This window comes from Alteromonas sp. PRIM-21, from assembly GCF_027563165.1.
GTDB lineage: Bacteria > Pseudomonadota > Gammaproteobacteria > Enterobacterales > Alteromonadaceae > Alteromonas > Alteromonas macleodii_A.
Map to the genome: position 1 here is coordinate 55058 of NZ_JADOEK010000002.1, position 26976 is coordinate 82033.

At 43.4% G+C, this 26976-nt stretch carries 19 protein-coding genes; 10 read left to right on the forward strand and 9 right to left on the reverse strand.

What is annotated here, in order from left to right; all coding sequences use genetic code 11:
- Positions 1 to 5: 5 nt before the first annotated feature.
- Both IW644_RS04690 and IW644_RS04695 read right to left on the reverse strand, forming a co-directional pair.
- A complete protein-coding gene (locus IW644_RS04690) occupies positions 6 to 1040 on the reverse strand; it encodes a FecR family protein (RefSeq protein ID WP_269916616.1) in 1035 nt (344 codons plus the stop codon).
- A 36-nt stretch (positions 1041 to 1076) separates the two neighbouring features.
- On the reverse strand, positions 1077 to 1685 hold the full coding sequence (locus IW644_RS04695) for an RNA polymerase sigma factor (protein ID WP_269916617.1): 609 nt from the start codon (positions 1683 to 1685) through the stop codon (positions 1077 to 1079).
- 335 nt (positions 1686 to 2020) lie between these two features.
- Here IW644_RS04695 and IW644_RS04700 point away from each other — a divergent pair, with 335 nt between their 5' ends.
- Entirely contained in the window at positions 2021 to 4051 is a 2031-nt protein-coding gene (locus IW644_RS04700; protein WP_269916618.1) for a BCCT family transporter, read from the forward strand.
- 70 nt (positions 4052 to 4121) lie between these two features.
- Here IW644_RS04700 and IW644_RS04705 read toward each other — a convergent pair whose 3' ends face one another.
- The 4 genes from IW644_RS04705 to IW644_RS04720 all read right to left on the reverse strand — a co-directional run bounded on the left by IW644_RS04705 (position 4122) and on the right by IW644_RS04720 (position 8599).
- On the reverse strand, positions 4122 to 4886 hold the full coding sequence (locus IW644_RS04705; RefSeq protein ID WP_269916619.1) for a zinc-dependent metalloprotease family protein: 765 nt from the start codon (positions 4884 to 4886) through the stop codon (positions 4122 to 4124).
- A gap of 70 nt (positions 4887 to 4956) precedes the next feature.
- Positions 4957 to 5679, reverse strand: coding sequence for a hypothetical protein (locus IW644_RS04710; RefSeq protein WP_269916620.1), 723 nt, complete (start codon positions 5677 to 5679; stop codon positions 4957 to 4959).
- Between the two features lie 530 nt (positions 5680 to 6209).
- Positions 6210 to 7085, reverse strand: a complete 876-nt coding sequence (gene mmsB, locus IW644_RS04715) for a 3-hydroxyisobutyrate dehydrogenase (protein ID WP_269916621.1) — start codon at positions 7083 to 7085, stop codon at positions 6210 to 6212.
- A 14-nt stretch (positions 7086 to 7099) separates the two neighbouring features.
- Entirely contained in the window at positions 7100 to 8599 is a 1500-nt protein-coding gene (locus IW644_RS04720) for a CoA-acylating methylmalonate-semialdehyde dehydrogenase (RefSeq protein ID WP_269916622.1), read from the reverse strand.
- 98 nt (positions 8600 to 8697) lie between these two features.
- Here IW644_RS04720 and IW644_RS04725 point away from each other — a divergent pair, with 98 nt between their 5' ends.
- From IW644_RS04725 to IW644_RS04735, 3 genes are all read left to right on the forward strand, one after another.
- Positions 8698 to 9582, forward strand: coding sequence for a LysR family transcriptional regulator (locus IW644_RS04725; RefSeq protein WP_269916623.1), 885 nt, complete (start codon positions 8698 to 8700; stop codon positions 9580 to 9582).
- 274 nt (positions 9583 to 9856) lie between these two features.
- Entirely contained in the window at positions 9857 to 11173 is a 1317-nt protein-coding gene (locus IW644_RS04730) for a methyl-accepting chemotaxis protein (RefSeq protein WP_269916624.1), read from the forward strand.
- Positions 11174 to 11461: 288 nt separating this feature from the next.
- Positions 11462 to 12733 (forward strand): beta-propeller fold lactonase family protein, encoded by a 1272-nt coding sequence (locus IW644_RS04735; RefSeq protein ID WP_269916625.1) that lies wholly within the window; start codon positions 11462 to 11464, stop codon positions 12731 to 12733.
- Between the two features lie 118 nt (positions 12734 to 12851).
- Here IW644_RS04735 and IW644_RS04740 read toward each other — a convergent pair whose 3' ends face one another.
- On the reverse strand, positions 12852 to 13880 hold the full coding sequence (locus IW644_RS04740) for an alpha/beta fold hydrolase (protein WP_269916626.1): 1029 nt from the start codon (positions 13878 to 13880) through the stop codon (positions 12852 to 12854).
- Between the two features lie 667 nt (positions 13881 to 14547).
- On the opposite strand from IW644_RS04740, the gene IW644_RS04745 reads away from it, so the two are divergent.
- The 6 genes from IW644_RS04745 to IW644_RS04770 all read left to right on the forward strand — a co-directional run bounded on the left by IW644_RS04745 (position 14548) and on the right by IW644_RS04770 (position 21059).
- Positions 14548 to 15822, forward strand: coding sequence for a hypothetical protein (locus IW644_RS04745; protein ID WP_442864427.1), 1275 nt, complete (start codon positions 14548 to 14550; stop codon positions 15820 to 15822).
- 162 nt (positions 15823 to 15984) lie between these two features.
- On the forward strand, positions 15985 to 17292 hold the full coding sequence (locus IW644_RS04750; RefSeq protein ID WP_269916627.1) for an ABC transporter substrate-binding protein: 1308 nt from the start codon (positions 15985 to 15987) through the stop codon (positions 17290 to 17292).
- 67 nt (positions 17293 to 17359) lie between these two features.
- On the forward strand, positions 17360 to 18232 hold the full coding sequence (locus IW644_RS04755) for a carbohydrate ABC transporter permease (protein ID WP_071952603.1): 873 nt from the start codon (positions 17360 to 17362) through the stop codon (positions 18230 to 18232).
- A gap of 3 nt (positions 18233 to 18235) precedes the next feature.
- Entirely contained in the window at positions 18236 to 19066 is an 831-nt protein-coding gene (locus tag IW644_RS04760) for a carbohydrate ABC transporter permease (protein WP_071959882.1), read from the forward strand.
- A 12-nt stretch (positions 19067 to 19078) separates the two neighbouring features.
- Positions 19079 to 20119, forward strand: coding sequence for an ABC transporter ATP-binding protein (locus IW644_RS04765; protein ID WP_269916628.1), 1041 nt, complete (start codon positions 19079 to 19081; stop codon positions 20117 to 20119).
- Positions 20120 to 20363: 244 nt separating this feature from the next.
- On the forward strand, positions 20364 to 21059 hold the full coding sequence (locus tag IW644_RS04770) for an HAD family hydrolase (protein WP_269916629.1): 696 nt from the start codon (positions 20364 to 20366) through the stop codon (positions 21057 to 21059).
- 43 nt (positions 21060 to 21102) lie between these two features.
- On the opposite strand, the gene IW644_RS04775 is transcribed toward IW644_RS04770, so the two are convergent.
- Positions 21103 to 24270 carry a bifunctional diguanylate cyclase/phosphodiesterase gene (locus tag IW644_RS04775; RefSeq protein WP_269916630.1) on the reverse strand — a complete coding sequence of 1056 codons (3168 nt, stop codon included), beginning with the start codon at positions 24268 to 24270 and terminating at the stop codon, positions 21103 to 21105.
- A gap of 455 nt (positions 24271 to 24725) precedes the next feature.
- Positions 24726 to 26966, reverse strand: coding sequence for an alginate lyase family protein (locus IW644_RS04780; RefSeq protein WP_269916631.1), 2241 nt, complete (start codon positions 26964 to 26966; stop codon positions 24726 to 24728).
- Positions 26967 to 26976: the final 10 nt, after the last annotated feature.

Sequence of the window (26976 nt, forward strand, 5' to 3'; positions counted from 1 at the left end):
AGCTGTTAATTTTCCGAATAAGTAAATGTAATCGTGCTACTTGTTCTTACCATTTCTAGCGGATAAGCTGCAGGCAAAGAATCAAGCAATGTATGAACATTGGAGGGGGTAACTATTGTATTGATGGTAACAGCATCAGAATTAAAGCCTTCAAGAGAGATGGTCTGTTCTACGTAGGGTTGTATTCGATACATAAACTCTGTAATGGGGGTATTATTAAAAATGAGTTTATTGTCCATCCATGCGAGGGCTTCTTTATCTGTAAAAGTCGTTATGGCCGTCATAGGGCCTCCAGTAAGTGGTGCAGAGATACGCTGTCCATGGGATAGAAACACAGATTCTTTGTCTGCATCTTTACCTGAGACTTTAACACTACCCTCTACAACACTTACCCGAGTGGTTTTTTTGAAGTTATTTACATCTACTTCAAATGCAGTGCCTGTCACTTCTACAGTATTAACACCACTACTTACTATGAAAGGTTTATTGAATATCGAGACAACATCAAAAAATGCTCTTCCTTGACTCAGTTCAATAGAACGGGTTTTATCTAGCTCCGTATACGAAACACTACTTGTAGGACCAAGAGTGAGTTTGCTGCCATCAGGCAACGTAATACGCTTTATTTCCGCTGTTGTCGTAGAGTAAGCAAAGACTTGGCTGGGTTGAGAAAACGATGGGTCCTGTTTATTTAGCAGAGTAACTACTGTAATAACTAAGGTCGCGGCGAACGCTACGAGAGCACCAACTTTTCTGAACAGCTTTGTATGCTCAAGTTGCCTTGGTTTGTCAGTAGCCAATGCTGAGTTTTGTTCGGTCTCATATGCAATAATGTCATCAGTAAAACCTGTTTTATCCCACATTTTGGCGATAGCTTTAAATGCGTTCCGATGAAGTACGGATTGCGTGTACCATTTGGTAAATGCTTCCTGATTTTGATGTGCTAAGTCTTCATCATTCATTAAAGTAAACCAATGAATGGCTTGTTCATCGATAGACTTTTCAACATTAAGGTGGGTGACGTTTGAATTCTGTTTCACGTTTTGTCTCTTTGTTAGTTTTTCACTAAGACATAATCAATCATTAGCATTTACTGAGCTTGCGAGGATAACCAATGCACTGTTAAGTTGCCGACATATATCGGCTATACTCCATCCAGTATCGTCAGATATTTGTTGATAGGTTTGGCCTTCAAGTCGGCTTGCACTTACGATGTATTTTTGCTTTTCCGACAAAGTGCAAAACAAAGCCCCTAGTTGCTGCAAAGCTTGCTGTGAATGCAAGATTTTATCGGGCTCAGATAGTGACAGTAACTCTGCTTCAAACGATTCGTCGTTACCGGGTACAACGTTCGCAATCCATCTATCTGATTTCAAAGAACGCAGTGTTAGGTTAATTGAAATTTTGTATAGAAACGCCTTAGGGTTTTCAATATGCGCGCGAGATTTCATCTTTGCCAGCTGGTAAAACGCGTCTTGCGCTACATCCTCAGGGTCTGGAGGACCTGAACCAAAGGTTTTTCTTAAGAAAGCGCACAATCCCTCCCAATGCATATGATAAAACGAAGAAAAATCTGACTTTCTATCGGGCACTTTCGCCTTTGGCAATCCTTTGCGAGGGGAGGCTATCTCATTTTCTTGTTCACCAGCAAAACTAACAGCGTGTACTTTAGATAACGTATTCACATCAATCCCAAACAAATATCTTTCGAAAAGCGGTGTATATTGGAAAGGGGACTATGTTAATTACCAATTATTACAAAATTAGTGTATGTGCCTAGACAGGCAAGCAGTATGGTTTTTGAGAGCGTTTAAATGCCGCTGGAAGATAGATAAATAAAACACTATGAAAGCTCGCTATATGGGGAAAATATTTAGTTAACGCAGTTGCAATTTGAACGTTCCGACTTCAAACGCTTACACCAAGCTTGAACCTATTCAAACCTTCTAAAGTAGAAAGTATAAAGTTGGTTCCCATTACACAGGGTTTCAACTTACCTATAAGTGAAAAGGGATTTGCTATGAAAGGTCAAGTAAACAACTCCACCATCCTTCTTCCTGTATTTCTTCCCGCCGTTGCCATCATTCTGCTTCTGGTTATCGGAACAATCAGTAACCCGGAACTTGCTGCCGAGGCTTTTAACAGTACATTGGCATGGATCACCGAAAGCTTCGGCTGGTTCTATATGCTGTCGGTTGCAATCTTTTTAGTCTTTATTGTATCGATTGCGTCATCTAGCTGGGGGAATATTAAGCTGGGGCCCGACCATGCTGAGCCCCAATATAGTTTCCCTGAGTGGTTCTCAATGTTGTTTTCTGCGGGCTACGGCGTAGCGCTTCTCTACTTCGGTGTGGCAGAGCCCGTACTACACTATTCTTCGCCGCCTGCAGGAGCAGCTGAAACGGTTGACGCCGCTAAGCAGGCTATGCAAATCGCGTTTTTTCACTGGGGTTTCCACATATGGGCGATTTATGGGCTAGTGGGCTTGGTGCTTGCCTATTTTGCTTTTCGTCATGGCTTGCCGTTGTCTATTCGTTCGGCTTTGTATCCGCTGATAGGAGATAAAATTTATGGCCCGATAGGTCATGCGGTAGATGTTTTCGCCATCCTAGGAACACTGTTTGGTATCGCCACGACCCTTGGACTATCTGTTACGCAAATCAATGCGGGGCTTAACTATCTTTCCGGTGATATCCCCATTGATATAATGGTGCAGGTTGGCACCATTGCTATCGTAACCATTGCCGCAACAATATCGGTTATTGCGGGAATGGATAAAGGCATCAAGCGACTTTCTATTTTGAACATGCTTTTGGCTGTATCTCTTATGGGTACAGTTTTTGTCATGGGGGAAACCGTTCATATTTTAGAGACCTTTCTGCAAAACACAGGGAGTTATGTCAACGGTATTATCGAGCGCACTTTTAACCTTCAAGCTTACAGTCGTAGTGACTGGATTGGAAACTGGACCCTATTTATATTTGGCTGGACCATTGCGTGGGCGCCGTTTGTGGGCATGTTCATTGCCAAAATAAGCCGGGGCAGAACCATTCGGCAGTTTGTGTTTGGTGTAATGCTAGTGCCTACCATGTTTACTTTCCTTTGGTTTTCTGTGTTTGGCGATACAGCGCTAAACGCCATTATGAATCAAGGGGTAACAACGCTTATTAGTGATGTACAGGAGAACGAGGCCGTAGCCTTGTTTAAGCTTTACGACTTGTTACCCGGCGCGTCAATCATGTCAGGTTTGACCGTGTTATTAATCATTACATTTTTTGTGACCTCATCAGACTCAGGGTCGCTGGTTATCGACTCACTTGCTTCTGGTGGTAAAGAAGAAAGCCCGGTTTGGCAGCGTATATTCTGGGCCTGTTTAGAGGGTACGGTAGCAGCAGTATTGCTGTTGGCTGGTGGACTGAATGCCCTGCAAACGATGACCATTGCAAGTGCCTTACCATTCGCCTTTATTATGTTAGCGTCTGCAGCAGGTCTGTGGCGTGCACTTGTCATCGAGGGCTATCGAAACAATAGTTTGACGGCGAATACATTGAATAGAAATCATGGCCGAACAACTAGCCTTAAAGGCCGGTTTGCTGCAATGGTCGATTATCCGAGCCGAAGCGAGGTGCATGAGTTTATCGATAAAACGGTAATAGCGGCGATGAAAGACGTACAAGCTGCTTTGAAAGCGCGAGAGTGGGAGGCGTTTGTTAAGCTTGAAGAGGAAACGGGAAGGGCGATCTTCACTGTTGAGCGTCACGATCACATGGACTTTATCTACGACATTCGAATGACCGAATATTTAGTACCGGGTTTTAGTTACGCAGAATTGCGCTCAGAAGATGACGAGTCGGAAAAGTACTTTCGCGCTGAAGTGTTCCTTCGTCGCGGCGGTCAAGCCTATGATATTTATGGCTATGACAAGGAGAGTATCGCCAAGGATATCTTGGACCAGTTTGAAAGCTACTTGCACTTCCTTGATACCAGTCCAGGTGAACTGCCCTGGGAAATGGATGCCTATGATGACATGCTAACGCAGCCCAAAAAGTAGGTGAACTAGATAGTAAATTGAAGGGAAAGCATTATCGCTTTCCCTTCGTATCCCCTAATTGCTTATTTGCTTAATAGTAGTTAGCGATCTGGTTGATGACCGCGTTTACCGCACGATAAGCATTTGACTCATTTTCAACACCACACGCTTGACCATTACAGCCCGACCAGTATGGATCAGAAAAATAGTCTAATTGTGTGGCGCTACCAAATGCTTGTGGATAAGCCATGATTGTTGAGAAGTTATTATCAACGCCATGTCCTATACCGTCACTATAAACGCCACCAACTGAACCCTGGCGCACAGAGTGACCTAAGCCCATGTTGTGACCAAGCTCATGAACGAATGTAGATAACCCGCAATCAACAGCACTGATGCTGTACATACGGCTTTGCGAACTAGAGTACAATGTACCGTTGTTGCCTTGGCCTACCCAGCCAATACCGCATACATAGCCTGCCAATTGGCCGCCTTCATAAATGTTTTCACGGTTACCTAGAAGCACAACCATGTCAGCGCCGTTAGAGGTTCGTGCGTTTTGTACACCACTGCTATCAGTTAACAAATCTAATGCACTTTCAGTGGGTTGTAGGTCGCTAGATGTAGCAGCAGAAGACTGAGCGCCCACTAAACGCAACTGTAAATCTATCGCATTATTTCGATAAACACGGTTGGCATGTGAAATGTACTGGTTAATTTTAGTGTCGATATTAGACACATTGTTTGCAGCAGGTTGGGTGTAAAGCACCATCACATCGATGGTGGCTGCTGTTACTGTTGTTGCACAAAGCAGTGAAACTGCCATTGCCGTTAAACACTTAAACGTGTGTTTCATTTTTATATCCTTCTTGTTGTTTTATTTGAGCTTGTTGAATTTCCCGTGAAGTTCAACAGGCACTAGGGGATTAGTTTTGACCGAGATCGAAGACTTCTTCAGCATTGTCGTCGCTAAGCGGGCGTTCGCTGTCGGGTTCGCGTTCGATGTGGTTTTGCATCATTGAAGACTTAGGCGCGATCCATGCGTATTTATCGTTGCCTTCAAGCACAAACACATCGCGAGGCGTGGCTAAGTTTCCGTAGGTGGCATTTTCGCCAAGCGTTATAACGGCGGCGTAGAGAGAGCCTGCACCTGGGATATGCGCCTCTACAGTACGATCACCGTTTGGATGGGTGACAACGTGATCAACTTCACCGGTATAACTGCCGTCGAACTGTGGGATGTATAAGTCGAGGTATTCGCCAACTTCTACCGTCATTAATTCTTCACGATCAAGCTCAATGTAAGCTTCATCGGTCACATCAGCGGGGATATGACCTTCTGCTTCAAGTACTTTTTTACCTTCTTTTGACGTCGTCCAGACGATTGTGTCTTTCTCTGATTTACCGTTAATAGTCGTTGTAGCCTGAGTTTTTAACTCGGCTTTATTTTTCGGTTTGAAGGTATCGACACCTGTCGATAGCACTTTGCCGTTTCGTTGCTTTTCAACAGCGCTTCCGTTACCAACTGGTTTTGTATCCGTTTTCGCCGTCGCTACCTCATTTTTGTGAGAAGGAGAAGTGTCGATAAAGGTGAAAATACAGCCAATTGCTAAAATTGCCGTCGAAGCAGCAACAATACGCTTTTTCATTTTGTGTTCCTTTTATTTTTACTTACTGAATTTAGGAAATTGAACGTTAGAATTTAGCGACACACTGCTTCTTCACGCTTACTTTAAATGAGAGGCTCGAAGAACCAATGTGTTTAGTGAAATTGCTTAATGAATTAAGTAAGTCATTAAAACGTATAATATTTTTACTGTTGTAAAAGTATTAGTTTGCATAAGGATGTATTAAATTTAGCCCTTTAGTGCAGTGTAAATTTCTTCGTTGAAATACCAGTTTGCAAGATGTAGACCCAACACCGAGTCAGCTCGTTTTAATTAGGCTGGTGAGAACGAATAGGTCACCTAAAAATGGCTTCTGGATGATGAAAAGGGGACATCAAATAACAAAGGAAAAATTCCGCTTGGTAAGGGAGCTAGCAAGGTAACAACAGCGCAAAAATAAGCGGGATATGTAGGAAAAAGATAAAAAAAGAGCGAGTAAAACCCTTTACTCGCTTAAAAAGAAGGTCACCTCTTCTGAGGGAAAGTGACCGTCGGAGAAATAGTGGTTTTTCTTACGCTAATCGCTTAATGATTGAAGAAAAATCCATTCCTGCATTACCTTCTTCACAATGCATTTCAAACCATTTCGCAGCAAGCTCACCCATAGGTACTTGGGCGTTGACGCCCTTCGCGCCCTGCATGGCGAGACCTAAATCTTTAAGCATAAGTGCAGAGGCGAAACCGCCAGCAAAATCGTTATCAGCTGGGCTTTGAGGCCCTACACCTTTTACAGGACAATAAGTGGTCATTGACCATGTCTGTCCAGAAGCATTGGATGCAATATCGAAGAACACTTGCGCATCTAAGCCTAGTTTCTGGGCAAGCTGGAAACTCTCGCAAGTCGCAATCATGGTCGCGCCAAGTAACATGTTGTTACAAATCTTTGCTGCTTGTCCCGCACCATGGCCGCCCGCATGAACAATTTTTTTGCCCATTGCGCTAAGTACGCCTTGCGCTTTGTCGAATGCGTCAGCATCGCCACCCACCATAAACGTAAGCGTGCCGCCTGCAGCCGCTGCAACACCACCAGAAACCGGCGCATCCAGCATTTTAAGGCCTTTTTTCTCTGCCAGTTCGGACACACTCTTCGCCGTTTCTACGTCGATGGTGGAGCAGTCAATAAGCAAGGTGCCTTCTCGGACAGAATTCAGGATTTGATTTGAATAGATATCTTTTACGTGCTTGCCTGCTGGTAACATAGTGATAACGATCTCGGCCTCAGCAGCAGCTTGCTCTGTACTTTTCGAAATAGTGCAGCCTGCTTCTTTGGCTTTGGTCAGCGCCGCTTCGCTTAAGTCAAAGGCCAATACGTTGTAATCGTTCTTAACCAGGTTATCTGCCATCCCTGAGCCCATATTACCTAGGCCAATAAATGCAACTGTAGTCATAATCGTCTCCTGGTTTAGCCCATAGTTGGAATAACAAAGGCGTTGTCGTTCGAATCTGAGCCATCAGGCCAGCGCTGCGTAATAGTCTTAACCTTTGTCCAGAATTTCACCCCTTCCATACCGTGCTGGTTGGTATCACCAAATGCAGAGCGCTTCCAGCCCCCAAAGGTGTGGTAAGCAACTGGCACAGGAATAGGTACATTAATCCCTACCATGCCCACGTTTACACGTTGCGCAAATTCGCGCGCCGCATGGCCGTTACGGGTGTACATAGCAACGCCATTACCGTATTGGTGGTCGCTTGCTAAGTTAACTGCTTCGTTGAAATCTTTCGCTCGCACCATTTGAAGCACTGGACCAAAAATCTCTTCTTGGTATGAACGCATGTCTTTGGTCACGTGGTCAAAGAACGTTGGGCCGATGAAGTAGCCTTGACTGTCGTCTGGGATTTGACTGGTTCTACCGTCGTAAACAAGCTCAGCGCCTTCTTCTATGCAAAGGTCGATATAGCCTTCAACGCGCTCTTTGTGAGCAGCAGTAACCACAGGGCCATAATGAGCGTTGGGATCTTCACTATGACTTACCATAATGTCTTTAATAGCCGGAATAAGCTTGGCTTTCAGTTTTTCAGCTGTTTCATCGCCTACAGGCACTACTACAGGTAGCGCCATACAGCGCTCACCGGCACTGCCGTATGCAGCACCTACCAGGTCGGTTACCACCTGATCCAAATCTGCATCAGGCATTACAATGCCATGGTTTTTCGCGCCACCCATTGCCTGAACGCGCTTACCTGCGCGTGCGCCGCGCTCGTAAACGTAGTTAGCGATATCAGAAGAGCCTACAAAACTCACAGCCTTGATAGTTTGATGATCTAAAATACCGTCAACCACTTCTTTGTTACCGTGTACAACGTTAAGGACACCTGCTGGAAGGCCGGCTTCAATCATAAGCTTTGCCAGTTCAACAGGTACTGACGGATCGCGCTCTGATGGCTTTAAAATGAACGCGTTACCGCAGGCAATTGCCACACCGAACATCCACATCGGGATCATGGCCGGGAAGTTAAATGGCGTAATACCTGCCACTACACCAAGTGCTTGGCGCATGGAGTACACATCGATTCCTGGGCCTGCGCCTTCAGTATATTCACCTTTTTGCGCATGAGGGATACCACAGGCAAACTCGATAACTTCAAGGCCGCGCTGAATATCACCTTGCGCATCAACCAACACTTTACCGTGCTCGCTTGATAATAGTGCCGCTAAGCGGTCGCGGTTTGCTTCAACTAATTCTTTAAACTTGAACATAACACGAGCGCGTCGTTGAGGATTTGTTGCTGCCCACTCAACCTGTGCAGCTTGGGCTGTTTCAATTGCATAGGCCAAAGTTGAAGCGTTAGCCAAGCTTACTTCAGCCTGTACTTCACCTGTGTTAGGCGCAAATACTGACGCAGTATTTTCGCTGCTATCCTCAAAATCTTTACCTGCAATAAAGTGAACAATCTTTCTCATGACATAGCTCCTGTAATTTTTAACAATATTGAAACCTTGTGTTTGCAAAGGCAATACATATACTTGCAGTATGGTGCTGTAAAAATGCAGGTGTTTGGGTGAATTGGGATGACATGCGCTTGTTTCTTGGATTAGCAAGAAATGGTCGTGTAGCTATTGCAGCTAAAGGCTTAAAGGTAGACCCTACAACGTTAATTCGTCGTGTAAAAAAACTGGAGGACTCATTAAATTGCAAGTTGTTCGAGCTAACTAAAAAGGGATATGTGCTCACCACCCATGGTAGTGAGTTAGTAACTTATATCGAAAAAGCGGAGCACTATTTTTTAGAGGCGCAAAATGAATTAGGTGATGAACGTTCACATTTAGCGGGCACGATTAGAGTAAGCGTTTCTGAAGGCTTCGGCAGTTGGTTTTTGGCGCCATTACTCCCCGATTTTAAAAAGCAGTATCCAGGGATAAGTATTGAGCTAGTAGCAACCAGTGGTTTTTTAAACCTCAATAAACGGGAAGCTGATATGGCTATCTTACTGGAAAAACCTAGCAAAGGCTTACTGGTTACCCAGAAGCTGACTGACTATAATCTTTATCTTTATACCCATCAGTCTCTTATCAGCAACAACAAACCAAAAACATTAAAAGACCTTACCGCGTTTAATCTAGTGAGCTATGTGCCCGATTTGGTTTATGCCCCACAATTGAAGTTCATTGAGGAGACCGCGCTGTCACAATTAAGTGCGCTTCGCAGCACCAGTATTAATGCTCAGTATCAAATGCTTGTAAATGGCGCAGGAGTAGGCATTCTGCCTAAATTTATGGCTGAAACTCAGCCAGGCTTAGTTAGACTCATTGAGAATGAGATTCATATCAAGCGTACGTTTTGGTTGGCTACACATAAAGAAACTCATTCACAGGCCCGTTTCCAAGTATTCACCAAGTGGCTTATAGATAACGTTGCACAATATCGTTCAAGGTTTCTCGAGTAAAAAATTAGACGTTTTTCTACTATCTTTTACTAGGTAGATATGTGAAAAAATAGGGGAGAAGCGAAAAAAGCTGATTGGGTTTACCGTAAGTGATGAATGTGGTCTAGGCTATATTTATTGCATGACTAAGCTAGGTTATACGATATTGTTGAAAAGCAAAGTTAAGCATCACGCTTTGTGAATCTTGCATACATTTATCAAATTATAGTTAAGGCAAGCTTATTAACTGCCGATACGAATTATATTACTGCCATTCTCTGTCAGGGAAGATCCTATGTTCAATAAACACTTAATTAAAGAAAACGAAGCACTTAAAGAGGAACTACACATACTCAAGCAAGTGCGAGACGGGTTACGTGAAGATATGATTTTTCTTCGCCTAAACGAGCGTGGTGAAATAGACGCAGTTAACGGGATGTTCGAAGAGGAACTAGGTTACTCATTGTCTCAAGTGAAAGGTAAACGCTTTTTTGAATTTGTTCCTGAAATTGCACGGAACACTCCTCATTTTAAAAAGTTAAAAGATGCTATAGAGCGGCGCGTTCACTACTGGGGAGCAATAGAGTTTGTACGTGAAAACGGAGAAGAGGCGTGGCTGCGTGGTGTAGTAGAGCCTATTTTCGATATTAATGGCAACATACATAAATTTTCGGTAAACCTTAATGACCTTACGCGCACCATTGCTAAGTCGAAAGAGCACGAAGATTTAGTAGCAGCTTTACACAAATCTAATGCGGCGATCGAGTTCGATCTCAATGGTGTAATTCAAGACGCTAATGAAGCCTTTTTGAAAACCGTTAAATACAGTTTGAACGACATAAAGGGTAAGCATCATAGAATATTCTGCGATACTGAATACGCTAATTCCATGGAATACAAAAATTTTTGGGATCGCCTAGCCCGTGGCGAATTCGTTGCAGGGCGCTTTGAACGTTTTGATGCCCATGGCAACAGCTTTTGGTTAGAGGCGACTTATAACCCTATTTGTGATTCTCACGGTCGCATGTATAAAGTGGTTAAACTAGCTACTGATATTACTGAGCAAGTAGCGCGCGAAAATGCGGTTTCCAGTGCAGCCGATATCGCCTACCACTCTTCTAACAACACCGATCAAATTGCGTCACGAGGCACAGAAGTCATTCGGGAACTACTTTCTGAAATGTCCTCACTATCGCAGCAAATGGACCGAGCAAAAGAAGGGATTAACGCCTTAGACGCTCAGTCTCAACAAATTGCCACAATCATAGGCAGCATTAGTGCTATTGCAGAACAGACTAACTTACTTGCTTTAAACGCTGCTATTGAGGCAGCACGTGCCGGTGATCAAGGCCGAGGCTTCGCGGTTGTTGCGGACGAAGTGCGCCAGTTAGCGTCGCGTACTACAGAAGCCACGGAAGAAATTATCAATGTGGTTAAACATAATCAGACACTGGCGACAGACGCGGTAGACCTTGTTAACGAGGGTGATGAAAAAGCGCAATCTGGTCTTAATTACGCGAAAGAAGCAGGTGAAGTCATCGAGCAAATTCAAGGCGGGGCTAAAGAAGTTGTTGATGCGGTAGGGCAGTTTACCAGTCGCCTAGGGAATTAGTCGTCGTTTTAGTCGCCCTTATAATAGCTAGTGTGTGCCGTCCTGAAATACGTATCTTCCGTTAAATACAGAAGCGCTTCTATTCTTTAGAAGAAGATATTTTTTGAAAATTGAATTCATCCTATCGAGGTAGGGTGAATTTTCTTCATCTAGTCAACGGGTGAAAATGCTTTTCAGTTTAGCTTAAAACTCATACAAGCTGGCGCTTTTTATTGCAATTAGCTTTGCGGACTTGCAGCATACTAGACGTGTTTACCCTTTGCCGATCATGCCTTTATGGAAAGCCCTATGACCAGAATACATCCAAATGCTGTTTGTGTTACTGTACTAACTGCTGCATCTTTTTTTAGCAATTTAACCTTCGCTAATACCTCACAAGCCATGTCTCCATCAGTGGGTACCGAAACAATAGAAAGCGCTGCATTATCAGAAAATAAAACGCCGCTTATCCCTATGGCCACTTACCCGATAGATAACAAGCCCCTGCCTCGGTTTAGCGTTGATGCAAGCTGGCCATCGTTGCCAGAAACCTGGATGCTCGGGCAGGTGTCGGGTCTTTCTATCGATAAATATGATCACGTGTGGGTATTGCAGCGTCCCAACTCTCTGGGCAAAACCGATACAGGGCTTGTTGCAACGCCACCCACCGCAGTGTGTTGTGAACCAGCGCCCCACGTTATTCGCTTTACGCCCGATGGCGAGGTAGCTACAGCATGGGGCGGCGAAAGCAACGCACCCACGATAGACGGCGTAAACCAATGGCCGGTAAACGTTCACGGGCTATTTGTTGATAAGAATGACACGGTTTGGTTAGCTGGCAATGGCAAAGATGACCATGTGTCTGTGGGATTCACTTTTGATGGCGAGTTTGTGAAAGGCATAGGTAGGCGAGGGCAGACCAACGGCAATATGGACCTGCATACATTGGGTAATCCCGCAGATATGTTCATGGACAGTACACACAACGAGTTAGTGATTGCCGATGGCTATATCAATGCGCGCATAGCAAGTTTTGATGTTGAGAAAGAGAAGGCGACTCACGTGCTTGGTGCTTATGGAGAAAAGCCATTAGGGCCCACTCGTGAAGGAGATTTTGATCAGTCCCAAGCTACTCAGCCGCAAAAGCAGGGAATAGACCCGGAAAACCCGTTATTTGGGAATATCGTGCATTGTATAAATCAAGACAGCGACGGGTTTATCTATGTTTGCGATCGTCGAAACAACCGTCTTCAGATATTTAAACGGGAGAAAAACGGTGATATCCGCTTTGTAAAAAACTTTGCCGTACGACCAGAGACTGGGGGGCTAGGTACAGCAACTGATGTGGCATTTTCACCCGATGGAAAATACTTATACGTTGCTGACATGATGAACGGGCGTATTTGGATTTACGATAGAAAATCTCATGAAAAGCTAGGCTCGATAGGTAAGAACGGTCGCTATCCAGGCCAATTTATATGGCTACACAGTATTGATACCGATAGCGAAGGAAACCTGTATACCACTGAAGTTAATACGGGTAGACGAGTTCAAAAGCTGGTATTCCAGGGCGTTAAATAACGCCCTTATATGGCGGTCATGACCGTTTTCGGATTTGGGCGCAAAGGCAAAGAAAAATACCTAAACGCGCCCCAGAAATTTACCATCGGTTTTTTAGAAACAAATGACCATGCAGAAATTAGTCATGCAATGCGTTTAAAAATGGCACCTTAAAGCGCTCAAAAGCTTCAATGTGAGGCAAGTGGCCTAACCCTTCTAATTCAACAACATGGATGTTTGAGTTACGTGCTTTTACTTCCTTGCCTAGTCTGTCGTAGCGACCTAATTCTCTATTTACGTCGTTATGTTTGTTAGCACGGCCAGGCGCTGTGCGATCACGGGTACCTAATATTAGTGTGGTTGGCAGGGTTAAACTATCAAACTCTTCAATAACCGGCTGTGTAAATATCATATCGTAGGTCAGCGCATTAACCCGTGCTAGCATTTCCCAGTCTGGGCCGTTTATCCACCCTTGTAAAAACTCGGCATGCTCAGCATATGTGTTGTTCCACGCCCCATCATAATAGTTTTTTGTTTGATAATTAACGATCATATCTGGCGTTTTTTTAAGCTCACTTTGGTATACCGTTTCGATGTCGGTGTAACTTTCATACAGCAAGTAGTTTTCTAAACCTATGGGGTTTATCAAAATAAGGCTTTCGCTTGTGTCTGGAGAAAGCAATGCAAATCGCGTAGCCAACATACCGCCCATGGAGTGCCCTACAATAATACTTTTTTCGATGTTTAAAGACTGCATTAGTTGTCGCGTATTGTTTGCAAGCGTGGCAAAACTGTACTGATATTGTGTGGGTTTAGACGATTTTCCAAAGCCTATTTGGTCGGGTATAAGCACACCATAGCCCTGACTATGCAGAAGGCGAGCTGTACTTTCCCAATACGAACCGTTGAAATTTTTGCCGTGAAAAAGTGTTACAACCGGCCTGTCTTTTTTAGGTGGCAAAAACATATAAGCCATTTCAAGATCGATCCCCTGTGAAGAGAAGCTAAACATTTTTACATCGAATGGATATTCCACTGTGCTCAAACGTTTATCAAATTTGGGGCGGGCTAGCGAATTGGCGTTAGTTCCCAGTGCAAGAGAGACGTGTGAAAAGAGTAGCAATGACAGCATGCCATGAATTAGCAATACTTTTACATTTTTGAGCATAAATCACCTTCTGGCCGGTTCAAGAGCGGAACGAGCCCAGTATGGCATACCCGCTTTTATCTACCCACTCATCCTCGCCTAGATACGACAACAGTACAAAATTTAGCGATGCTTCCCGACAATCTCAATATGGCGCAAATGCTCTTGCTGTGTTCTTTTGATTATCCTTACTTTATTTTTTCATTATTTGTAATCAAAAATAACCATTTTGATAGCCTTTAAAGGTAAGAGTGTGTAAAAAGTGATTTTACTTTTTATTAAATTTATAAAATTTACAATTAAAGTTAACAAATTAAAGTGCTTCTATATCAAGTGTTTATCGTCTTGTTGCTATATCTTGATAAAAACTTGTTAAATTTTTGGTTGACGGGGATAACAAACGGTGGTCATATTCTCACATGTTGAGCATTTGATCTTTGTGTGAGCATTTGGGTTTTAGTGATGTTTTTCCCGATTTCTCCAAGATACGAAGACTCTTCAAAAATTACACTCCACACAATTACGAAAGAATAATAGAGGGTTCACAATGGGACTAGATACAACGAAACACGTGACGCAATCAACTCAGTGCGCTAAACGAGCATCTTTAAGTTTGATTGCTGCCGCAGTAATGGCTGCCACTGTGCCAACGTTAGGTATGGCGCAAGAGCTAAGCCAAGAAAAGCCGATGTACGTACCACCTAGTGAACCCAATGAATTTCTTGATGGCAGAGTGCAAGTTAACTTCTTAGCTATGCAGAATTATCAAGCTATCCAAGCCAAAGATGGTGCGTTCCGTCCAGAAGATGAAACCCAGTCTGACGGTTTCGGGCGTCTTCGCGTTAACTTAATGTTCAAGTTCAAAATTACCGAAAACATAACTGCCGATATTGATATTGCAGAAGAGCCAAACGACTTCGGTAATAATGGCGATAGAGACTTCTCATTCCACCAAGATTTTGCCGGTGTCGAGTTTGATATGCTTGGTTTGACTGGCTATGAAAAAGAGAACGCTAGCCTTATTTTACGCGTGGGCAACATAGGTGCTTCTCCTTTCCAGTTTAAAGGTTTTCAAGACGGTGCGGACAACCAAGGCAACGCACTTATCGGTAACGGCATTAACGACTACGCCACTGCCGAAAACGGTATTCAGCTAAGCTACACCGAAACATTCGATAGCGGCATTCTTCGTTCATACAACGTGGCGGGTCACATGACTACGTCAAGCTTTGGTGAAGCTTTCCAAGAAGATCGCGGCTACAACTACCGCTTGCAAGGTACCTTGGAATTTGAAGGTGGTTTTAAAGCCGGACTTAACTTCTTCAATGCTAATCAAGGCGATCAACTTGTATTCGAAAACGGCCTTGCCAGCTTAGATGGCGTTACTACTACGAACTATCGTTTTGGTGATGGTGAAAACTATAACTTTTCTGCGTCTGCCTCAAGCGAACGTGATACTCACGTAGGTGCACTACCTGGCTTGAATCAGTCTATTATGCAGCTTAACTTGGCGTATCAGCCAAGCGACCAAACCAGCGTTATTTTAATGCTAGGTAAAGCAACCGATGATTACACCTTTGCAGATGTTGACGGTAATGCCGTTGCCGGTATCACTTACTTCGGTAATGAAGGCGTGTTAGACCCAACGGGTACTACATTCGACTCTAATCAAGTCATTGAAGCTGATTCATCAGTTGAATACTGGGTAGTAGAAGCACAACAGTACATTATTCCAGAAAAGCTCTATGTTGCTGCACGTTATGCAGAATCTGAAAATACGTCAGACCTTATTGAACAAACAGACAATGAAGTTACTCGTCTACAGGTATCTGCGGGCTATTGGATCAACGACCGTACCCTTTGGAAAGTGGAATATGTAGACCAAGACGAAGGCGTTAATTCAGGTGGCCAAATTGGCGCAGGTTTCGACGGCCTAACGTCTGAAATTTCAGTCAAGTTTTAATCGCTAGCCGAGTTTTAACACAAAAGGTTAGGCACTACGTTGTTTCGCTGCCTAACCACCTAACTTACTTTAATACCTCTGATTTTCTTATCCCCGCGTTAACCAAATTTGGGCGGGGAGGGGAAAGTCATATCTGATAAGAGTACAAAGGGGAGAGACCCGATGTTAAAAAAACTATCTTTAATTATAGCCAGCGCACTAACCATTAATGTGGCGGCGCAAGCAGAAACTATCACTATCGCTACCGTAAATAATGGCGACATGATCACCATGAAGTCGCTTAGCAGCGAGTTTGAAAAGCAGCACCCTGATATTGACCTTAAATGGGTTACGCTAGAAGAGAACATTCTTCGCCAGCGCGTTACTACTGACGTTGCTACTAGCGGTGGGCAATACGATGTAATGACAATTGGCACTTATGAAGTACCAATTTGGGGCAAGCAAGGCTGGCTTACCGAACTTAACGGGCTAGGCGACGATTACGATATTGACGATTTATTACCTGCTATTCGCAGTGGCCTTTCAGTAGACGATAAGCTCTATGCTGCGCCGTTTTACGGTGAAAGTTCTATGGTGATGTATCGCACCGACCTAATGGAAAAAGCGGGCTTAGAAATGCCAAAAGCGCCTACGTGGAGCTTTATCAAAGAAGCTGCTGCAGCGATGACAGATAAAGACGCCGGGGTATACGGCATTTGTCTTCGCGGTAAAGCTGGGTGGGGCGAAAACATTGCGCTATTAACATCAATGTCTAACTCTTTTGGTGCTCGCTGGTTCGACGAAAATTGGAAGCCGCAGTTCGATTCTAAAGCGTGGAAGGACACCTTAGAGTACTACGTAGATGTAATGGAAAAATACGGTCCTCCTGGCGCTTCAGCCAATGGTTTTAACGAGAACTTGGCTCTGTTCCAAACCGGTAAATGCGGCATGTGGATTGACGCTACCGTAGCGGGTGGCTTTGTTACTAACGAAAAAGACTCTGAAGTTGCCGACAAAGTAGGCTTCGCGCTTGCTCCTGATAACGGTTTAGGTAAACGCGGTAATTGGCTATGGGCTTGGACTTTAGCTATTCCTTCAAGCAGTAAGAAAACCGATGCGGCGATGAAGTTCATCAGCTGGGCAACATCAAAGGGCTATTCAAACTTAGTTGCAGATAAAAAAGGTTGGGCAAATGTACCTCCGGGCACACGTACCTCATTGTATGAGAACGACGCTTATTTAGAAGCCGCACCGTTTGCACAAATTACCCTAGATTCGATTAATTCAGCAGATCCTAAGAACCCAACGGTAGAGCCTGTGCCCTACGTAGGTATTCAGTTTGTGGCAATTCCTGAGTTCCAAGGTATTGGTACCGCAGTAGGTCAGCAGTTTAGCGCCGCGTTAACCGGCCGAATGACGGTAGACCAAGCACTGCAAAGCTCACAGCGTTTAGTTGAGCGCGCTATGCGCAAAGCACGCTACCCAAAATAGACAGCGTTAACCACAGGGAAAGTGCTTTATTGCACTTTCCCATTTAATAATTATAAGAGGGCTAGTCATGGCGACCACACAATCTCGTACTTTAGCCAAAATCATGCTTTTCCCTTCGGTCTCTTTGCTTTTAGCATGGATGATCGTGCCTTTATGCATGACCCTTTATTTCTCGGTATTAGACTATAACTTGCTTATGCCGGGCGATAACGAATTTATCGGCTTTCTCAACTACGAGTTCTTTTTAACTGACCCCGCGTTTATCGAGTCATTTTTTAACACCCTGTTGCTAGTAGGCGGTGTGTTGTTTATCACTATTTGTGGCGGAATTGGCTTAGCGGTTTTATTAGACCAGGCAATATGGGGGCGAAACTACGTACGCATTATGGTACTTGCGCCATTTTTCGTTATGCCTACGGTATCGGCGCTGGTATGGAAAAACATGTTCATGAACCCAGTAAATGGTCTGTTTGCCCACTTTGCTGAGTTTATTGGCGTAACGCCTATCGACTTTTTTGCTGAACTACCTTTGCTATCAATTATTATCATCGTGTCGTGGCAGTGGCTACCGTTTGCAGCACTGATTTTGCTTACGGCTATTCAATCGCTTGACCGCGAACAGCTAGAAGCGGCAGATCTTGATGGTGCAGGTCCATGGAGCAAGTTTGTTTATATTGTGTTGCCCCACCTTTCTCGTGCGGTCACGGCAGTAATTCTAATTGAAACGATTTTCTTATTATCGATTTTCGCTGAAATCCTTGTGACGACCAGCGGTGGCCCTGGATATTCTTCGACCAACATTACTTACCTTATTTATACCCAGTCGCTTCTTCAGTTTGATGTAGGCGGTGGTTCTGCAGGCGGCATTGTGGCAGTGGTCATTGCCAATATTGTTGCTATTTTCCTAATGCGCCTTATTGGCAAGAACTTAGAGGGATAAGTGATGGCGATTAAAGATACGAATAAATCAAAACTTATCTACACCCTTGCGGCGTGGACAGTAAGCGGGATGATTTTCTTCCCCATTCTTTGGACGATTATTACAAGCTTTAAAACAGAGTCAGAAGCCATTTCTGCTTCGCCTAGTTTGTTTATGTTTGATTGGACCTTAGAGAACTATGCAGAGGTGCTTTCTCGGTCTCCTTATTTCGACCATTTTATGAATTCCGTTGTGATTTCGCTTGGGGCTAGTCTTCTTGGGCTGCTTATTGCAATCCCAGCTGCTTGGTCCATGGCGTTCGTTCAAACTAAGCGCACAAAGAACCTACTTATGTGGATGCTCTCTACCAAGATGCTTCCTCCTGTGGGCGTGTTAATTCCTATTTACCTGCTATTTCGCGATTTTGGATTACTGGATACACGCATTGGTTTGGTCATCGTAATGACGCTTATCAACCTGCCTATTATGGTGTGGATGCTTTATACCTACTTTAGAGAAATCCCTAACGAAATCTTAGAAGCGGCACGCATGGATGGCGCAGGAATAAAACAAGAGATCTTTCAGGTGCTGTTGCCGATAGCGCTGCCAGGCATTGCGTCAACATTGCTGTTGAACGTTATCTTGGCGTGGAACGAAGCATTCTGGACCCTCATTCTTACTGCAGCTAACGCAGCGCCCCTTACCGCGTTTATTGCCAGTTACTCAAGCCCAGAGGGGTTATTTTACGCAAAACTATCGGCTGCATCCGTGATGGCCGTGGTACCAATTCTTATTCTTGGTTGGTTTAGTCAGAAACAGTTAGTGCGCGGCTTAAGCTTCGGCGCAGTTAAATAGGAGAGCTTCAAAATGGGAAGTATTACCTTAAAACAAGTAACAAAAAGCTTCGGCGACGTTAACGTGATTAAGCCGTTGGACTTAGAAATTCGAGATGGTGAATTTATTGTATTCGTTGGGCCGTCGGGTTGCGGTAAGTCAACCTTACTTCGCATGATTGCCGGCCTTGAAGATACTACAAGCGGTACTATCGAAATCGATAATCAAGATGCGACAGACATGCCGCCAGCACAGCGGGGTTTGGCTATGGTGTTCCAGTCTTACGCCCTTTACCCTCATATGTCGGTGCGTAACAACATTGCGTTTCCACTAAAACAGGCGAAAGTAGACCCTGCAATTATTGAACAGAAAATTGAAAAAGCGGCGAAAATGCTAAACCTTACCGATTACCTTGACCGCAAACCGGGTCAACTTTCGGGCGGTCAGCGCCAGCGTGTTGCTATCGGACGTGCTATAGTACGTCAGCCTTCAGCGTTCTTGTTCGATGAGCCGCTGTCGAACTTAGATGCATCACTTCGCGTTAATATGCGCCTAGAAATATCTGAACTTCATAAAAGCTTAGATACCACCATGATTTATGTTACCCACGATCAAGTTGAAGCCATGACCATGGCCGACCGTATTGCGGTATTTAATGGCGGTATTATTGAACAAGTGGGTACGCCTTTAGAGCTTTACCAAAAGCCAGTAAATCAATTTGTTGCAGGCTTTATCGGTTCGCCAAAAATGAACTTTATTAGTGTAGATACCAAAGCAGGTGACCCGACGTGTAGCTTAGGTGTGCGCCCAGAGCACTTTAGAATTACCGAAGAAAAAGGGCTGTGGACCGGTAGAGTTGGGGTTATTGAGCACCTCGGGTCTGAGACTTTCTTACATGTTCATGTAGAGGGTATCGGTACGCTAACAGTGAAAGCCGACGGGGATTGTAAAGTCGCTTACGGCGACACCATTAACCTAACGGCCGCGCAAGAGAAAATCATGCACTTCGACAAAGATGGCGTAACCATCCCCGAGTTGTCTTGGGGAGAAAAAACGTCATCTTCGGCAGCTTAATTGTATTGATTGCATTAATGGCATTGTTGCAGTGCGATACGCAAGGCTTTGATGAGTGCATTCCAAGTACACTATTAGGTTCCCAACGTTAACTAATAGTGTACTTCTTTGCAGTTAAAGCATTAGCGCTCAACTAAAAGAAATTACAAAAGTAAAACGTTTTAAAAACGCAATTTAGCCAGTAATCGTAGCAAGGTATGAAGGCATACCTTCTAAAGATGGTTAGACTAAGCAAGGAATTATTATGGAGCAGAAAAAGCCAACAGTAACAAATGCCGATATAGAGTTGGTTATTTTTGACTGTGATGGAGTACTTATTGACAGCGAGATTTTGTGCAAGCGCGTACTTATCTCTATGCTGCATGACCTTGGCGTAAAAATAGATGACGATTACTTTGATAAGCACTTTTTAGGTAAAAGTTATGATTCTGCAAAAGCGCAAATAGCCGAAGATTTTAATATCAGCCTCCCCGTAGCGTTTAGGGATGATTATTTAACAGCGCTTCTAGCGGTGTTCGCTGAAGAGCTTATTCCCACACCTGGCCTAGAGACTATCTTACAGCGCCTTGTAGTAAGAAAATGTATTGCGACCAGTAGTCATCCTGAACGGGTCTCATTTTCTTTAAAAACAACGGCGCTAGAAACGGTTTTTAATGGGTATGTAACTACTAGCGCAGAGGTAACACGGGGAAAACCTGCGCCCGATATTTTTCTTCTTGCTGCTAAAAAAATGCGGGTTCCACCTGAAAAGTGTTTAGTGATAGAGGATTCAGATGCAGGCATTGAGGGTGCGTTAAGTGCCGGAATGTCGGTAGTGAAATACACGGGGGCGAGTCATTTAGAAGGGGGAGTATCAAGTGCATTTAAAGGCGTACCGGTGATCGAGCACTGGCGCGAGCTCCCTGGCCTTTATCCAACGTTGTTTACACCATTTAACTAAGCTCAGTACTAATACCTCACAATATTGAAGGTACTTCTTAAGCTTATTTCCACTCTTCCTTTGTTTCCCATTGCTCCACCCAAGTAGGCAGAGCTTTGGGGGGCATAGGGCGTGCTACGCCGAAACCCTGCGCAAGTTCACAACCTAGTGTTAATAATGATGCTCCATGGGCAACAGTTTCCACACCTTCAGCAATAACACTACGGTTAAATGAATTGGCCAAGGCTATTACACCGATAACAATCGTTTTATCTTCTAAGTCTTCTAACATATCGCGAACGAACGACTGGTCTATTTTGATCACCTCGGCGGGCAGGCGTCTTAAGTAAGTTAAAGACGAGTAACCCGTTCCGAAATCATCAATGGCAAAGGTAACACCGAGATTTACACAGTCTTCCATAATCTCAGACACATTTTTGATATTAGATAGCTTGCTGGTTTCAAGTACTTCTAACTGAATTGCTTTAGGTGGTGTTTCGGGTACTTTTGAAAGCAAATTCTTTAAACGAGTAGGGAAGTTTCTTTGCTGTATCTGCAATGCAGAAATGTTCACGCTAATTTTTATGTCTATGCCCAATTGTTTCCATTGGTAATGCTGCCGCAGCGATTCTTCGATAACCCATTCGCCAACGTCAATACTAAGCGAATGATTTTCGATAAAGGGTAAAAACTCTGCCGGAGAGAGAAGCCCGCGTATTGGATGCTGCCAGCGAATCAACGCTTCTGCGCCAACAATTGTTCCAGTGCGCATATTCACTTTTGGTTGGTAATAAAGTTCAAACTCATTATTTTTAAGAGCGTTCTCAATACTTTTTATTATTTCGTGGCGAGTTTTAATCGCATCTTCTGACTCGATATCGAAAAGGTGGAAACAGTTTTTACCTTTCTGTTTCGCTAAGTACATCGCTTGGTCTGCATGTCTAATCAGCTGTTCAGCATCGGTATCGTCGGTAGGGTAGACGGTTAATCCAATGCTTGCTGAGACTTTAAGTTCATTTTCACCATATTTAACTGGGGTTGAAGCTGCTTTAAGCATGTTCTTTACAGTAGGCCCAAAGTCTTGGGCTTGCTTTAAATTAGTAAGTACTGCTACAAACTCATCTCCACCAAAACGGGAAATGGTATCTCCTTGGTTTAGCGTGCTTTTGAAGCGATGAGCCAATGTAATGAGAAGCTCGTCTCCTACACTGTGCCCAAACGTATCGTTTATTTCTTTGAACCCGTCTAAATCAAGTAATACAACAGCGGCGTAACGTTCATTTGTCTGGCAATGTTTAAGTGCACTATCCAAACGTTCAGCGAGTAAAGTGCGGTTAGGTAAATTAGTCAACACATCGTAGTGAGCCATCTGCTCAAGACGATATTGCTGTTCTTTTGTTTCGGAAATATCGCTAAAAATAGCGATATAGTTTTTGATGGTGCCGTCATCATCTCTTACTGCACTAACCGTTAGTAATTGAGCATATATTTCGTGGTTTTTTCTCTTGTTCCAAACTTCTCCTGCCCAATAGCCGTCATTGATTATTGACTTCCATAGGTTCTCGTAAAATTCCGGAGACTGCTTTCCAGATTTAAACATACTGGGCTTGTTGCCTATTACCTCGTTTCGCGAGTAGCCGGTTATCTCTTCAAAGGTTTTGTTTACATCTATAATGTTCGATTCACTATCGGTAATAAAGATGCCTTCTCGGGCGTGAGAGAAGACACTGGCTGATAACTTTAATTTATCTTCTAAGCGTTTGTTTACAGTAATGTCTTGAACTAATGAAACGACGCTAATTACTTTGCCAGAGAAGTCTAAGATAGGGGTGCTGTACCATTCGCAAGTGATTGTTTCGAGCAAACGAGTGAGGTTATCGTTTACTCTACGAACAGTTTTTTTGCCCTCAACTAGTATTTCGAATACGTCATTTATTTCATTACGTAATTCAATTGGAACCACAAGCTCCGAGGCATGCTTACCTATAGCTTCTTCCTTGCTATAGCCAAAGATCAATTCAGCCGATTTGTTCCAATCAGTGCAGATGAAGTCAGTATCCCAAGTTACGCACCCTAAAGGTGTGTTTTCAATATGACTTGCTAAGATATCTCGACTTTCCTGCAGTGAATTTTGACTATCAATAAGTTGTTTTTCAGCATCTAGGCGCGTTCTAGCCATCTGTGCAAAACGTAGCTGTAGCTTTCTTAGCTCTATACTGCCCTTTGTCGATATCTCATCAACCTCTTTACCTTCGGCCAACGCTGTAGTCGACTTCAAAAGCGTTTTTATGGGTATCAAAACATTTTTGCGAATTAGCCATACTAAAACACCGACAAAAAATAAAACGATCAACGCCAATATGAGAGTGGTTGTCATTAATCTGGTATCAATTGCTTCAAACGTTTCTTTCAGCGGAATACCAATGGTGATGTTGATATGCTTCCCATCATCAAATAGCGGGTGTGTTACATAAACGCGTTGATAAGGGCCTTCACTCATAAAAACAGTGTTATTTAATGCTGCGTTTGTATATGCGCTCTTATTTCCCTTAATCTTTCCCTCTATCTCTAGCTGTGTGCCTATTAGTTCTTGTCTGGTGGGGAATGCTGCTACAATTTTGTTTTCACTATCAGTTATAAATGCAACCGTATCATCAGGAAGATAAGACTCAGAGAGTATCTCATTCCACCAATCTAGAGATATAACAGCTACAACCAACCCTACTAAATTGCCCTGTTTTTGATTTATGACGGGGTAGGCAAAATTAATACTAGTTAAATTTGTAGCCCTGTCTATTTGAAATTCGCTGATCGAAAATTTACGGGTGGCGATAGCGTGTTGTATATAAGGTCGGTCGTAAACGTTCACCGAACTTTTTAATTCTCGGGCATTACATAACAATTGGCCATCTGCCTTTGGAACACCTAGATTGACATAATTACTGTTTACTTTGAGCACGTTAGCAAGGAAGCGACTGCACTGTGGTGAACTAGGCTGCTGCACTGCGTCGAACTGCGCCAAATTCTTTAGAAAATATCGCGTTTCTTCAATAAGGTTCGATTGTATTTTAGAGTGTGTTTTTGTTGTGTTTACTGCTTGGCTAACCGCAGCTTTTATTGCTTGCTCTCTTTCAACGTATGCGTCGTAGGAGATGCCAATGAAACCGGGTATGGCAATCATAGAAATTAGAATAATAACTCTTGCCTGTAGTGTCTGAAAAAGTTGTGACATGTAATTCGATTAAATCCATTTAAGCTGAGTAGTTTGGCGAACATCAGTGATTTTAGACATTCACAACTTTCTAAAAAATTATATGTGCGATCAGTTAATAGCAGCTAGAGCCAGTATAGTAAAAATATTATAGAACGGTTATTAAAGATAAAATGATCAGTTTAAGTAAAGGTGATTCAACTTTTATAGGTGCAGGCTTTCTTTAAAAAAATATAGCCATTAGCTAGCCCCTTTTAGCGAGTGCTATTGATAAGTAATACCATTCCTGCATTCCCACGCTTCGCTAGGAAACTTGCCAGCGCCTGTTGGGTGGGTAATTATCTACGCGTGCTGGTATAAACGGTGCTGATCTCAAACGCGTGAAAACGTAAAAGTAGAAAACTAGGGTTTAAAACAAACAAAGCCTCTTGCGAGGCTTTGTTTCGGGTTACATCAGTGTAATTTTAAAGTACATATTACTTATAAAAGTAAGGGCCAACCCAGCTAAAGCTCTCACCGTTAATGTCAACTTTGTGTTTTGCACTGTTGTCATTATTGCTGTTAGCAATAATAAAAAGCTGTGTACCGCCCTTTACGTCGGTAATACGCACACCAGTGTACGCGTCGCTATCTAAAACGACTTCAAGGTTTTTGATACTGCTTCTTGAGTTTATCGACGATTCACTCACTGGGCTGTATGAACCATGAGGTTCTACTACAGAAACAAACAAAGTGTCTTGGGTATCGTTTCGTCTTAGCGTAATAGCTGCATCACGGCGCAGGTTAAAGTCTGGATCGTTTGCGCCGATGCGAGTCAAATACACCTCGTCTTCAGCGTCAGTAACCGTAGTCAACGTGTAGTACTTGCCATGCTGAAGCCATTGGAACTTAGTATTGCCTTCACTCGCGTTACCCTTGCCCTCTACAAATAAATGTTGATAGCCATTTTCATCACCAAATGGTGATAGCGTGTTAGGCGTTTCGTGAGTAAAGTTCTTATCGATTATCTGACCCATGTAATAGAAGGGCAGGTCGTATTGATTTTTCTTATCAGAATCAACGCGTAAAATGTCTAGTACAAACGGCTTTTCAAAGTTTTCGTCTTTGATTACCGCCATTGTGCGGTGCATTAACGTACCCGGGTAGGCATTTTCTTCTGTTGCACTAACCACTTTTACATTGTCATTTTCTGCGTCAAAAGTGAAAAGCTCAGAGTGATGCTGGCTGGCAACCTCATACTTCCCATCAAAATGCTTTGTGCCATTTATTGATAGGGTATTATGCGCAATAGTTGTTTTAGCCCATGTGGTGTTTTCTTTTAGATAGTTACCACCGCCTTTTTGACCTATATTCACAAAGCGAGCTAGACCATAATCTTGCAGAACTTCCTCACCTTTTTCATATAAAGAGAACGACAACTTATCGTAGTGACCGTGACTTAAACCCTGAGCGGCATACTTAAACACAAGCGTTAGGTCTTCATTACCATAACGCAAAATACCTACACCGCCTTGGTCACCGTTAGGGCCATCACTTAAATTCACGGAAGACTTTACAAAAGGAACCGCTTTGCCATCTCGAATATCAATAGCGGCTTCAAGCCCCGACTCTTGAAGAAGTACTTGTCCTTGCTTCTCTACCACACTTAACAAGCGAGGATCTTTTTCTCCGTAAAAGTAAGCGAGATCGACTGCAGTTACCAAAGAGGCTTTCTTGTAAGACATGCCCTTTTGAGCATCGTTAAGTGGGAAGAATTCGCCATCTGCGTCAGACAAATTAAGAAGTGCATCGATACCTTTCAACAACACATTGTCTTTGTGCTGTAGCACTTTTAAGTCTGGACGATTGTTCTCCATCGCCAGTGCAAGTATTAGGAAAGGATACATTGCATAGCGCTGATAGTAAGGGCCTTCGGTATAGTAGCCATCAGGAGAGAAGGGCTCTTCTAAATTAGCGAAAAAGCCCTTACGCTGACCTTCTACTTTAATAGTGCCGCCATCGTTGTCTTTACCACCCACTTCTAAGCCATCGTCTTCAATACCATAAAGCGCGCGTTGAATTAGCTCTTCATCGTTCATAACAAGGCCAATCATGCCTACCGCAGCAATGCCCCAGGTACTGTGGTTGTGAACGCGGTTAAAAAATTGTGGGTTTTCTAATGAAATGAAATCGGCAAACGGACGGAATAAATTATCCTCAAGTGTTTTGCGTTCATCAGCAGAAAGATAATCATAGATGGCATCATAAGCTTGGCTCATGTAAACCAGCCAATTGCTGTCGTTTAGGCATTGCCAGAATAATTTACCGCGAGCATACGAACGCTCTTGCGGATGCAAAGGTAAGTCTTTATACATCGCTTCATACTGAAACAACATGTCACGAATATATTTAGCGTACTTTTCATCTTCTAACACTTGATAAAGTACGCCCGCTTTTTGCGCAATGAAGAAGTTTTGTTTATGGCGCTGGTGGGTGTAGCCACCTGAAAAATCCTTTGGAATGGGCGTATCGATACCCATTGCAATTTCGGCATCTACTTCTTGCTTAACGGTTGCCAAACTTTTATCAAACAGAGGAACTTCACCCAGGTTGTCCCTCATTCTTTCTACGCCAGGTTCGGTAAGGATAAGGTTAGGGTGACCTTTTGCTTCGCTAGCAAAAGAAGATAGGCTGATACCAACAGCTAGCATGGTAAGGCTAAATTTCTTGATGTTCATTGTATTTATT